13 protein-coding genes are annotated in these 12129 nt (G+C 66.9%); 7 read left to right on the top strand and 6 right to left on the bottom strand.

Annotated elements, in window-relative coordinates:
- From VFC51_04030 to VFC51_04020, 3 genes are all read left to right on the top strand, one after another.
- The coding region (locus VFC51_04030) for a hypothetical protein (protein ID HZT06174.1) at positions 1 to 226 on the top strand (226 nt) is incomplete at its 5' end.
- Between the two features lie 25 nt (positions 227 to 251).
- Entirely contained in the window at positions 252 to 755 is a 504-nt protein-coding gene (locus VFC51_04025) for a DUF402 domain-containing protein (GenBank protein ID HZT06173.1), read from the top strand.
- On the top strand, positions 745 to 1653 hold the full coding sequence (locus VFC51_04020; GenBank protein HZT06172.1) for a DMT family transporter: 909 nt from the start codon (positions 745 to 747) through the stop codon (positions 1651 to 1653). Before VFC51_04025 ends, VFC51_04020 begins: the two co-directional genes overlap by 11 nt.
- On the opposite strand, the gene lipB is transcribed toward VFC51_04020, so the two are convergent.
- Positions 1623 to 2282, bottom strand: coding sequence for a lipoyl(octanoyl) transferase LipB (gene lipB / locus VFC51_04015; GenBank protein ID HZT06171.1), 660 nt, complete (start codon positions 2280 to 2282; stop codon positions 1623 to 1625). The two genes, VFC51_04020 and lipB, sit on opposite strands and share 31 nt — an antisense overlap.
- On the bottom strand, positions 2279 to 3718 hold the full coding sequence (gene lpdA / locus VFC51_04010; protein HZT06170.1) for a dihydrolipoyl dehydrogenase: 1440 nt from the start codon (positions 3716 to 3718) through the stop codon (positions 2279 to 2281). The genes lipB and lpdA overlap by 4 nt, the downstream gene beginning before the upstream one ends.
- Positions 3719 to 3790: 72 nt before the next feature.
- On the opposite strand from lpdA, the gene VFC51_04005 reads away from it, so the two are divergent.
- Genes VFC51_04005 through VFC51_03995 form a run of 3 tightly spaced genes read left to right on the top strand, consistent with a single transcriptional unit; the run spans position 3791 to position 6272 of the window.
- On the top strand, positions 3791 to 5260 hold the full coding sequence (locus VFC51_04005) for a hypothetical protein (protein HZT06169.1): 1470 nt from the start codon (positions 3791 to 3793) through the stop codon (positions 5258 to 5260).
- Positions 5257 to 5742, top strand: coding sequence for a cyclic pyranopterin monophosphate synthase MoaC (gene moaC / locus VFC51_04000; protein ID HZT06168.1), 486 nt, complete (start codon positions 5257 to 5259; stop codon positions 5740 to 5742). Before VFC51_04005 ends, moaC begins: the two co-directional genes overlap by 4 nt.
- Positions 5739 to 6272 carry a MogA/MoaB family molybdenum cofactor biosynthesis protein gene (locus VFC51_03995; protein ID HZT06167.1) on the top strand — a complete coding sequence of 178 codons (534 nt, stop codon included), beginning with the start codon at positions 5739 to 5741 and terminating at the stop codon, positions 6270 to 6272. The genes moaC and VFC51_03995 overlap by 4 nt, the downstream gene beginning before the upstream one ends.
- On the opposite strand, the gene VFC51_03990 is transcribed toward VFC51_03995, so the two are convergent.
- The 3 genes from VFC51_03990 to VFC51_03980 all read right to left on the bottom strand — a co-directional run bounded on the left by VFC51_03990 (position 6253) and on the right by VFC51_03980 (position 9545).
- Positions 6253 to 7212 carry an RDD family protein gene (locus VFC51_03990; protein ID HZT06166.1) on the bottom strand — a complete coding sequence of 320 codons (960 nt, stop codon included), beginning with the start codon at positions 7210 to 7212 and terminating at the stop codon, positions 6253 to 6255. The genes VFC51_03995 and VFC51_03990 overlap by 20 nt on opposite strands.
- A 134-nt stretch (positions 7213 to 7346) precedes the next feature.
- Positions 7347 to 8258 carry a fumarylacetoacetate hydrolase family protein gene (locus VFC51_03985; GenBank protein ID HZT06165.1) on the bottom strand — a complete coding sequence of 304 codons (912 nt, stop codon included), beginning with the start codon at positions 8256 to 8258 and terminating at the stop codon, positions 7347 to 7349.
- 60 nt (positions 8259 to 8318) lie between these two features.
- Complete coding sequence (locus VFC51_03980; GenBank protein HZT06164.1) at positions 8319 to 9545, bottom strand: alanine--glyoxylate aminotransferase family protein; 1227 nt, start codon at positions 9543 to 9545, stop codon at positions 8319 to 8321.
- A 541-nt stretch (positions 9546 to 10086) separates the two neighbouring features.
- Here VFC51_03980 and VFC51_03975 point away from each other — a divergent pair.
- The gene (locus VFC51_03975; GenBank protein ID HZT06163.1) at positions 10087 to 10269 is read left to right on the top strand and encodes a hypothetical protein; all 183 of its coding nucleotides are present in this window, start codon (positions 10087 to 10089) and stop codon (positions 10267 to 10269) included.
- A gap of 30 nt (positions 10270 to 10299) precedes the next feature.
- Here VFC51_03975 and lon read toward each other — a convergent pair.
- On the bottom strand, positions 10300 to 12129 hold a 1830-nt coding region (gene lon, locus VFC51_03970; protein ID HZT06162.1), incomplete at its 5' end, for an endopeptidase La.

Raw genomic sequence — 12129 nt, 5'->3', positions numbered from 1 at the left:
GGCGGTGTCCCTGGTGCATTTCCTCTGCAGCTTTCCTGCGACCTCCGCGAGTCAGCGCGAGCCCAGCGCGACCGAGCGTGCCGCCGCCAACCTGGCGCGTTGGACCGACCTTGTGCCGCGGATCGTCCAGGGGCTGTGCACCGAGCCTGCCAGGCAGATGGGCCTGCAGCGCCTGGCGCTCCAGCGCGCCTTCGTCGAGCAGCTGCGCGCGGAAGGCGCCGCGTGAGACGTGGCCAGCTCCTGGACCCGTGATGGCGGCTCTCGGCGACCTGATGACGGTCCACAAGCTCGACTACGCGTCCGACCGCGTCCTGATTGCCTGGTCCGGCTCGGTCGTGGAGTGCCGCGACCAGCTGATTGCGCTCCAGGCCGTGTTCCAGCCGAAGAGCCCGAATCCGCCGGTCGTCGATGGCGTCCCCCTATGCCAAGGCGACGTTTTCACCGAGTATTACTACCTCGATCGCTGGTACAACGTGTTCCACATCGCGGACGCCCGGGGGTCGATCAAGGGCTGGTACTGTAACGCGGCGCGCCCGCCCGCAGTCAGCGCGTCTCACATCTCCTTCGTCGATCTCGCGCTCGACCTCTTCGTCCATCCCGATGGCCACTACACCGTGTTGGACGAGGACGAGTTCGCGCAGCTGGCCGCGGAGCTGTACCGACCCGAAGACGTCGCCGGCGCGCGCTCTGCCATCGAGGAGTTGATCGTCCTCGCGCACGCGGGCCTCCTGCCGTCCCCGCGCGATGCCATCTGACGCGGCGGTCCGCTGGGGCGCGCTTCCGGCCGGCGTGGTCGCCGTCTCGACCTCCAGCATCTTGATTCGGCTCACGGCGGCACCCCCCATCGTGACCGCAGCCCATCGCATGGTCTGGAGCGCCGCGATCCTACTGGCGCTGGCCGGGCTCACGCGACGCGCGGAGCTTGTCGGGATGTCGCGGCGCTCGTTCCTCCTGCTGGCCCTGGCGGGCGCGCTCCTCGGCGCGCACTTCGCTCTTTGGACGGCGGCGCTCTTTGCGACATCTGTGGCCAGCGCGGTCTTTCTCGTGGACACCCACCCAATACTGGTTGGCTTCTTCGCGCGCTGGACGCTGGCGGAGACGACGAAGCTGACGACGTGGGTGGGAATCGGCCTCACGCTCGTTGGCGGGGCCATCATCGCGGGGGGCGATTCTGGCGCGGGCGCGTCGATCGTGGGAGACGCAATGGCGGTCATCGCCGCGGCGATGTTCGCGGGGTATCTCGTGATCGGCCGCCGCGCGCGACAGGGCCTCAGCACCGTGACGTACGCGGGGCTGGTCTACGGGGGCGCGGCGGCGCTGCTCCTGGCGGCTACCGCCCTGAGCGGCGCGGGCCTTTCCCCGCGAAGTGCGCTCGATCCCCTCGCATGGCTTGGGCTGGTCGCCGTCCCGACCCTCGGCGGGCATACGGTGTTCAACTGGACTCTTCGCTACCTGCCCGCGTCGGTCGTGGGCGTCGCCATCCTGGGCGAGCCAGTCGTCGCCACGGGTCTCGCGTGGCTCATCCTTCGCGAGCAGCCGCCAGTCACCGCGATCGCGGGCGGGTGCGTCGTACTGGTCGGGCTCTTTATCGCGCTGAGGGGCGCGAGAGAGCCATCCGCGAGTCAGGCGAGGTCAACGGTCCCGTCGGCGTAATCCACCGGGTCGCCGAAAACGGTAGCCGCCTCGTGGGCAACCAGCCGTGCAGCCTCCTCCATGGGCGGAGCGCACCCCCGCTGCTCCCGAATGGACGTGACGCGGACGTCGAGTCCGCACGGGCGGATGAGATCAAATGGGGCGAGGTCGGGCGCGACGTTCAGGGCGAGCCCGTGCCAGCAGACCCCGCGGCTGATGGCGACGCCGACGAAGCCGATCTTGCGCTCGCCCACCCAGACGCCACGACCGCAGCTGCAACGATCAGCAGTCGTGCCGAGCGCGGCGGCCGTGTGAATGAGCACGTCCTCGAGGCGGTGGACGTAGCCCGGTACGTCGGGTGCAAGGGCGTGGAGCGGCGCGATGACGTAGCCGACGAGCTGCCCTGGGCCATGGTACAGAGCCTGGCCGCCCCGCTCGGAGGGACGGACCGCGATGCCGCGACCCGCGATCTCGTCGCGCGTCGCCCGGAGGTCGCCGCTCTCGCCGCGTCGACCGAACGTGATGACGGGCCGGTGCTCGAGGAGGAGCAAAGTGGATCGGTCCTCCCCGCCGATAATGGCGTCCCGAATCCGGAGCTGAAGGTCATGGACCGGGTCGTAGTCCTGGAGCCCCAGCCAGACCGCTCTCACCGTCCAGCCCCCTCGTTCGCACGGCGCTGGGCTCGAACCGGGCGCGGCGGGACGTGGAGCGGCGTTCCGAGCCCGACGAGGCTCGCCTCGAGCATCGCTTCTGAGTAGGTGGGGTGGACGTGGATCGTCGCGGCCAGATCATCGAGCGTTGCACGGAGACGAACCGCGAGCGCGGCCTCGGCGATCAGGTCGCCTGCGCGCTCGCCAACGATCTGTACGCCAAGCACCTCGTGGGTGTTCCTGTCGGCCAGCACCTTTACGAAACCCGTCGTCTCGCCCGTCGCGACGGCTCTGCCGCTCGCCAGAAAGGGGAAGCGGTGCACGTCGACCTCCCAGCCGTCCCCAATGTCAGCCTCGTGCAGGCCGACGCTGGCGATCTCCGGCTGCGTGAAGATGGCCGACGGTACAGCGCGGGGATCGAAGGAATGGCCGCCATTGCCGGCGATCGTCTCGGCCGCGATGAAGCCCTGATGTGTCGCGACGTGGGCGAGCTGGGAGCCACCGGTCACGTCGCCGATGGCAAAGATGTGGGGAACGTTCGTCCGCATCTGCCCGTCGGTTGGGATCCCTTTCGGTTCGTAGGCGACCCCCGCGTCGGACAATCCCAGCCCATCGACGTTGGGCTTCCGACCAACTGCCACGAGCACGACGTCGGCCGAGAACGCGCGCTCGGTCCCTTCGATCAGCGCCCGCGCCTCTACTCCATTTTGGGCTTGGCAGATGTTCAGCACTCGGGCTCCGGTGTGGCACGCGATCCCTTTTCTCTCGAAGGCGCGCCGCAGCTCGCGCGATACGTCGGCGTCCTCAGTGGGCACGACGCGAGAGAGCATCTCGAGGACCGTCACGTCCGTCCCGAACGCGTTCCACACCTCGGCCCATTCGACGCCCACGGCGCCCGCGCCGATAATGACGGCCCGAGATGGCGCCTCGGACAGGGCCAGCGCTCCGGTGCTGTCGACTACATTGGGCAGATCGGCGCCGGGTATGTTCACGCGCGCGGGCCTCGAGCCGGTCGCAATGATCAGGTGCTCGAACCGAACCCGCCGCGGCACCGGCTCGCCAGAGACGATGCAGGTATGCGCGCCATCCAGCCGCGCGTGGCCGTGGATGACCTGAACGTGGTTGGCGTCGAGGAGGCGGGTCAGGCCCTGACGAAGCTGCGCGACCGCGCGGTCACGATGCTGCGCGGCCGCTGGGAAATCGGGCTCGACTGAGGAGGTGCGCGCGCCGAACGCGGGCGCGCCGCGCGCGAGTCGCAGCACCTCTGCGCTGTGGAGCATAGCCTTTGAGGGAATGCAGCCGACGTTGAGGCAAACACCGCCCAGCTCCTCGGCCTCGACCACTGCGCAGGTGAGGCCGAGCTGGGCGGCGCGGATCGCCGCCGCATACCCGCCGGGCCCGGCGCCGATGACCAGCACGTCGAAGAGTTGCTCCACGCGCCTCCACCGACCGACGGGTGCCCCGAACTACCACGAGTATAATCAACGGGGTCTGTACTGGAGCGTGGGTTGGACGTCGATCAGTTCATCGCCGACGCGGAAGCCTTCCACCAGGCAGTCAGTACAGAGCACTTTCGATCGGGAGCCGGCCTTCAGGCTGGGCTGAAGATCGGCCCGATCTACGAACGATACCTGCCCCTCTTCGAGGGCGAGCGTTTTCACGAGGCCGCGCTCTGGGACCTCGAGCCGACGCAGGTCCTGTATCTCCAGGACTTCATCGCCGGCGGCTACCTCCAGAACCAGACCGCGGACTTGGTCGAGCGCTATGCCGCGGAGGAAGCGGCCGCCACGGTCGAGTGGGACGAGCGCCCCGTGTCATACCGCACCGTCCCGGTGCTCATCGCCAACGAGGCGGACGCGGTGCGGCGTCACGCGCTCGAGGAGCGGTACCTCACCGCGCTCGCGACCTTCAACCCGATCCTGGAGGAGCGCGAGAAGCGCCTCCAGCGCCACGCTCGCGGGTTCGGGCTCGGCGACTACGTCGATCTCTACGACGCGCTCCGCGGGTTTCACCTGTCCGAGCTCACCGAGAGCATGGTGCGATTCATCGCCGCAACCGATGAGGCGTATTTCGCGGCTCTCGACACATACCTCGGCGAGATGCACATCCTGCGGGACGACGCTCGGAAGTGCGACCTCGCGCGCATCTTTCGCGGAACAGCCTACGACCTCTGGTTCCCCCAGGCTCGACTGCTCCCTACGCTTCACGCGACGCTGCGCGATCTCGGCATTCCTCTCGAGGACCAGACGAACATCCATCTGGATACCGCGGAGCGTCCGCTGAAATCGCCCCGCGCATTTTGCTCGGCCATTCGCGTGCCGGATGACGTTCGTCTCGTGGTCAAGCCGACCGGCGGGGTTCCGGACTACGAGGCCCTCCTGCACGAGGCGGGGCACGCGGAGCACTTCGGCAATGTGGACCGTACGCTCCCCTTCGCGTACCGGCGCCTGGGCGACTCGTCCGTCACGGAGGCGTACGCGTTCCTGATGGAGCATCTCACCAACGATCCGCGCTGGCTCGACCGCTACCTCGGATTCGGACGGCCAGAGAGCTTTCTTCAGCTCGAGGGCTTCCACCGCCTCTATTTTCTGCGCCGCTATGGGACCAAGCTGACCTACGAACAGCTGCTTCATCGCGCGGACGAGCCGGGCGACGTGGCGCCCGTCTACGACGAGCTGTTCACGAGAAATCTCGGCGTTGGGTACGGGAGTGAGAGCTATCTCGCCGACGTCGACCCCGGGTTCTACGCCGCCGCGTACGTTCGCGCCTGGATCTTCGAGGCGCAGATGCGTCGCTACCTCCAGCGCGAGTTCGACGACGAATGGTTTCGGAACCTCAAGGCGGGCAAGTTCCTGATCGAGCTGTGGCGGGAGGGCCAGAAGTATCCCGTTGACACGCTGGTGCGCTGGATGGGCTACGATGGTCTGGACCCGACCTGGATCATGGAGGACATCCGGCAATTGATGGGGGTCCCATGACGTCGCTCACGCACTTCGACGAGACCGGCCGCGCCCACATGGTGGACGTGTCCGAGAAGGCTGAGACGGTGCGCGAAGCAACCGCGCGCGGACGGATCACGATGGAGCGCGCAACGCTCGAGCTGATTGAGCGGGGTGCGATGGAGAAGGGAGATGTGCTGGCGGTGGCGCAAGTTGGCGGGGTGATGGCGGCAAAGCAGACGGGCTCCCTGATTCCCATGTGCCATCCGCTCCCGATCACGGGCGTCGATCTGCGCTTTCACGTCGATCACGACCGCTCTTCGATTGACATCGAGGCCACCGCGCGCATCGTCGGCAAGACCGGGGTTGAGATGGAGGCGCTCACCGCGGTCTCCGTCGCCGCGCTGACCATCTACGATATGTGCAAAGCCGTAGACCGCGCGATGGTGATCAGCGACGTGCGGCTGGTCCGAAAGAGTGGTGGTAAGTCCGGAGACTTCCGTCGCAAGGGCGAACCGTGACCGCCGCGGGCGCTGCCCATCCGATCCGCGTCGCCGTCATGACGATGAGCGATCTCGGGGCGCGCGGCGAGCGCGAGGACACGAGCGGCGACCGCATCGTGGCGTTTCTCCCGTTGATCGGGGCTGAGCTGGTCGAGCGCACAATGATTCCGGACGAGCGCGACCAGATCCGCGCGAACCTCGTGCGCTTCGCGGACGACCTGCACGTCGACCTCGTGCTGACGACTGGCGGCACGGGGATCGCGCCGCGCGACGTCACGCCTGACGCAACCGCGTCGGTCGTCGATTACCAGGTACCAGGTATCGCCGAAGCCATGCGGGCGATGAGTATCCAGAAGACGCCGTTCGGCATGCTCTCCCGACAGGTCGTGGGCGTGAGGAAGCGCACGCTGATTGTGAACCTTCCCGGGAGTCCAAAGGCCGTCGCCGAGTGCCTCGAGGTGCTGCAGCCCGTGCTTCCCCACGCGATCGATCTGATCCGCGGGTCGCCGGTCGACCACACGCCCCCGGCTACCGCGTCGTCGGACTAATCTGGCGGGTCGGGGTGGGAGTCGCGGCCACGGGTGACGGCGAGCCCTGAGGAGCCCCGAGCGGGACGACCCGGAAGCGCTCGGTCTGCGCGAGGCTCCCGTTGAGATACAGCTCGACGCGATAGTCGCCCGGCGCCCAACCTCCGTTCGGCGCGGCGATTCTGAAGCTCCCACCGTTCGGGATGCCTCCGCTCTTCACTTCCGCTTCACCGAGGCGCGAGTCGCGCGGGGTGTTCCGGACGTTCTCCGCTATCCACGTGGCGCGCATTGTCGTCCCGGGCGGTGCGCTCGCGAGGGTGAAGATCACGTAGATCTCCGGCGCGGCGGTGGTGAACTCAGTTTTCGTGGCCGCCCCGTTGGGCTGGTCGCTCACGATCACGTGCGAGACGCGAGGCGGGCCCGCGTTCGCCGGTGGTGGAATGACACCCCACCCGGCGGCAACGCCCGCGCCCGCGACGATCAGGGCAAGGGCGAGACCTCCCACGCGAAGTCCCGTGTTGGTGGGGCGATGGACGACGATGGTTCCCGCCATCAGATCGCCAAGCCGCTGTCGCTTCGGCGTCACCATCACGAGGAGGGCGCCCGGTAGGTAGAACAGGAGGCCGTCGACCAGGCGGAACGCGTTCCGTGTGATGGATGTCTCCAGGCTCATCGGCTGCGCGGCGAGGCGCTGCACTCGAGCCTCCGCCGCAAGCTTGCCGAGGGTGGCGCCGAAGCTCGCTTCCATCAGGACGAAGTACACGAGCATGATGAGGATGACGAGGACCAGAAGCACCACCGAGTGGACCCCGAGATTTACGAGCATCAGGAGTACGACGGCGACGAGGCCGGAGAAGTCGTTGACGGCGGGGTTGAGATCCGTGAACTTGGAGGCAATGAGCAAGACGAGGAAGGAAAAGACGCCGAAGGCGACGAGCGCGTCGACGACCTGCGCAAACAGACGATCGCCGATGGTGGCGTATCGGATGGGGGGTGGCGCCGATGGGGGTGCGACTGTCGGCGCCAGTGGCGAAGCTGGCGCCTCGTCGACCGCGGCGTCCTCCGGCTCGACCTCCGGGGGAATGCTCGGTGGTTCTACAGGGCCTCCACGTCTACCGAGTAGCTCCCAATGCCCTCGATCTCGATCTTCACAACATCGCCGTCCTTGATGGGAGCGACGCCATCTGGCGACCCCGTGGTGACGATATCGCCGGGCATCAGCGTATAGCAGTACGACGAGTACTCGATGATCTCCGCGAGCGTCTCGATCATGTCGCTGGTGTTCGCGTCCTGGCGCAGCTCGTCGTTCACCCAGAGTTTGATGTCCAGGTCCTGGGGATCGGAGATCTCCTCCTTCAGGACGATCCACGGCCCGATGGGCGTAAAGCCGCGATACGACTTGCGGCGCGATCGGTCGCCCTCGCCGCGCACGGTGATGTCGAGGAGCGCCGTGTAGCCAAACACGTAGTCAAGCGCCTGGGATGGTGACACGCGGTAGCACTCCCGGCCGATGACCGCCGCGAGCTCCGGTTCGTGATGCACCTCCCTCCCTGGCGTAGTGTCCGGCAACAGAATCGTGTCGCCGGGCCCGATGATCGACGAGGGGGATTTGAGAAAGACGTCGCCTCGTTCGCCGGGTGGTCGGCCGGGCACGTCCGACAGGCCGGACCTTAGGTGCTGGGGGCCGGACTGGGTCGTCCCAAATCGGCCCTCTGCAAAGTACTTCTGCATCTCCGCGTTGTGGGCGCGATAGTTTGAAGCGGCGGCGGCGATCTTGCTGGGAGCCGGCGTCGGCGGGCGCAGGCGGACCTGGGCGAGCGGGATTCGGCGGGCGCTCGCCAGCTTCGATTCGATTCGCGGGCGAACGCGATCGAAATGGATGATGGTGCGCGGCACGAAAACGAATGGCCACTCCGTGTCGTGCTCATCGAGGGCATCGGTGACGTCTGCGAGCTGGTCGCCCTCCACCACACCCAGTCGATAGTCATCAAAGAGCGCGAGCCGCATCCGGGCCTCCCGTTCGAGGGTTTTCTGCCAAGTCCCCTTGACTAGCCGTCGGCGATCAGATCACGGGGTGTGGGCCACCGCCGCGGCCGCCCCCCGGGCGGCGCTATAGACGGAGGAAGCCGCGGCCACCGCAGCTCCGGTATCGTTTCCGTAACCCTGGCGAGCCAGAAGGGTCTCGATCCCGGCGAGAAGCAGCAGGATGTTGTCCTGGGTTGCGGAATATCCCATCACCCCGATTCGCCAGATCTTTCCCGCCTGGGCTCCGAGTCCTCCGGCAATCTCAACGCCAAATTCATTCAGCAGCTCGGCGCGTACCCGCGCCTCGTCGACTGCGTCGGGTGTGCGCACGGCCACAACCGTCGGGAGTCGGAATGTCGGGTTTCCGAACAGGTCGAGCTCCAGCGCGCTGATCCCCGCGGTCAGCGCCTTCTGATGCAGCTTATGGCGGGCGAACCGATCGTCGAGTCCTTCCTCGACGACGAGGCGGACGGCCTCGCGAAGCGCATAGGTCAGAAGGACGGGCGCCGTGTGGTGGTACGCTCGCTCCTCGGCGAACCAGTACCGGTCGTGGAAGTCCAGATCGAAGTACCAGTTTTGAACGGGAGTCGCACGGCCGCGGATGTAGGCCATGGCGTCGTCGCTCACGGTGATGGGGGCGAGCCCGGGCGGTGCCGATAGGCACTTCTGGCTGGCGCTAAAGCAAATCGCGCAGTTCCACTGGTCCGGGACGACGCGAATGCCGCCGAGCGTTGCGACCGTGTCCACGACGAGCATGGCATCGTGCTCGCGGGCAGCTTGCCCGATCTCGTCCAGGGGCTGCTGGATCCCGGTCGACGTTTCGCCGTGGGTCGCCATGACGACCCGGGCTCGTTCGGCGCGCAGCGCCCGTCGGACGTCGTCCGGATCGACCGGTTCTCCCCAGGGCGCCGTCACCGTGACGGCTTTCCCCCCGCACCTGCGCACGATCTCGGCCATGCGTTCGCCAAACAACCCATTGATGCACACGACGGCGGTGTCGCCGGGCTGAATGAGGTTGGTGAGCGCCGCCTCCATTCCTGCCCCGCCAGTACCAGGGAGCGAAAGACACGTGCGATTCCGCGTCTGAAAGACCTGGCGTAGCAACCGGGCCGTATCGTCCATGACGCTCAGGAAGAAGGGATCCTTGTGTCCCGTGAGGGGGGCGATCAGCGCCTGGATGACTGTAGGCGGGAGCTCTGTCGGCCCAGGCGCCATGAGGATCCGCTGCGGGGGCCTGACGGGAGATACGGTCGTGCTATCGCTTGCCATGGGATAGGCACGCTCCAGTGGGGGGGTAGGTACGGCCCATTGTATCCGTCGCCGGGGCGTCTCGCAACGTAACGACCGGACCCGCGGCCGCGAGCCAGCCCGGGCGGCCGGCGCCACGGCGGGCCCGTCGTCGCGTCCACCACCAAATTCGGGTGATGTCGTGACGAGACCGTAACACCTCGGGCCGAATTCGTGACACATTTGGCACCGCGCGGACGTTTTACAGAATAGAGCGAGACTATCCTCAGGTTCGGGCGGAGGCAATGGGCTCAGACGATCAGGCCCGGTGTGACGCGTGCGGTTCGCACCGATTGTGCTGGTTCACCCCGGCCCGCTGGCGGCGCCACCTCGGGATCTTTCTCTGCCTCGCCTGTTCGCGGATCAACATCTGGTGTCCGCGCCCGTCGCGACCGGATGTGCTGATGGGCGGTCGGACGTTTACCCGCTCGTTGCCCTGGTCCAGAACCGCATTGACCAGCGGGGTCAACACTGGACCCATAGCGCACTTGTCTGAGTATCGCCTGGACAGCCGGGAGGTTCGATGAACCAAGTCGGGAACGAGGTCGAGATCATGATGGCGGCGGGTCTGGATGACGACGAGATCCTGCGCCTCGCTCAATTCAAGCAGCGGGTTACCGCCGGCGAGTGCGACGACCTGACTATCGAGTACAAGCGCATCATGTTCCTCAAGTTCCTCTATTCCGAGGGCCGACTCCAGAGCTGACGCCCCGGCGCGGAACGGCGCGGTCGCACGTTACGTGTCCCCGGATCCTCGTGCCGGGGACGAGGCGACGGAGCCGGCTGGCTCGGTCGCGGTAGCGGCGAGCGCGTGACCGTCGTGGGTCGTGATGATCTCTCGTCTCGGCTCCGGAAGGAGCGCTTCCGCCAGAACCTGGTCCACCTGTTCCACCGATACGAACCGCAGCTCCTGACGAATCCCCTCCGGGACGTCCTGCAGGTCGCGCTCGTTCTCTTTGGGAATGATGATGGTCCGCAGACCTGCCCGGTGCGCCGCCAGAACTTTGTCCCTCAGCCCGCCGATGGGCAGGACCCGACCCCGGAGAGTGATCTCCCCGGTCATTCCGACGTCGTGACGGACCGGGCGCTGACTGAGCGCGGAGATGATCGCGGTCGCGATGGTGATTCCGGCGGATGGGCCGTCTTTGGGAATCGCGCCGGCGGGCACGTGGACGTGCACGTCCGTTCGCTCGTAGAAGTCGTCGGGAATGCCGAGCGCCCCGGCGCGAGATCGCGCGTAAGTCAGCGACGCGCGCGCCGATTCCTGCATGACCTCGCCCAGCTGCCCGGTGAGGATCAGGTTTCCGCGGCCGGGGACTGCGCGGGCCTCGACGAAGAGGATGTCTCCGCCGACGGGGGTCCATGCGAGGCCGGCCACGACGCCCACGGCGTCCTCCAGCTCGGCAACGTCGGCGTGGAACCGCGGTTGTCCCAGAAAGCCCGGCAGATCCTCTGACGTGATCACAGCGTGGGTCGTGTCGCCGCTGGCAATGCGCCTGGCGACGCGGCGCAAGACACTCGCGATCTCGCGCTCCAGGCTCCTCACGCCGGCTTCCCGCGTGTAGTCGCGTATGACGCGCCGAATGGTGACTTCTGGGATTTCGACGGCGGCGGGATCGATCCCGTGCTCGCTCATCTGTTTGGGAACCAGGTACCGGAGGGCAATCTGTACCTTCTGCTCTTCCGTGTACCCGGAGATCTCGATGACCTCCATGCGGTCCCGGAGCGCCGCGGGGATGGTGTCCAGCACGTTTGCGGTCGCGATGAAGAGCACTCGGCTCAGGTCGAACGGCACGTCGAGATAGTGGTCGACGAAGGCGTGGTTCTGCTCGGGGTCGAGAACTTCCAAGAGGGCGGAGGCAGGATCGCCGCGGATGTCCGCGCCGAGCTTGTCGACCTCGTCGAGCATGAGTACAGGGTTATAGGTCTCGACGCGTCGCAAGCTCTGAATAATGCGCCCGGGCAGGGCGCCGATGTACGTTCGACGATGCCCACGGATCTCGGCCTCGTCGTGCACGCCGCCGAGGCTCAGTCGAGCGAACTTCCGCCCCAGGGCCCGCGCGATGGACTGCCCGAGGGAGGTCTTGCCGACGCCTGGGGGCCCTACGAAGCACAGGATCGGGCCCTTCATGTCCGCCTTCAGCTTGCGAACGGCCAGGTAGTCCAGGATTCGGTCTTTGACTTTCTCGAGGTCGTAGTGGTCCTCGTTCAGCACCCGCTCCGCCGCGGCGAGGTCCAGGCTGTCGACCGTGCTCTTGCTCCAGGGAAGCGAGACCATCCACTCGAGGTAGGTCCGGATGACGCTGGCCTCCGGGGCCATCGGACTCATGTTGGCGAGTCGCTCGAGCTCGTGCTCCGCCTCAGTCCGTGCTTCGTCCGGCATCCCGGCATCGACGATTCGCTGCCGAAGGTCAGCGGTCGCCGCTTCCGCTGAATCGGTCTCTCCCAGCTCGCGCTGGATGGCCTTGAGCTGCTCGCGCAGATAGTATTCGCGCTGTGTGCGATCCATCTGCTCGCGAATCTGGGACTGGATCTTGCTCCCGATCTCGACGACCTCCATCTCCCG

This window comes from Chloroflexota bacterium, assembly GCA_035652535.1.
Classification (GTDB): Bacteria; Chloroflexota; UBA6077; order UBA6077; family SHYK01; genus DASRDP01.
Note: the sequence above shows the minus strand (reverse complement) of the source record. Positions and strands in the feature narration are given on the sequence as shown.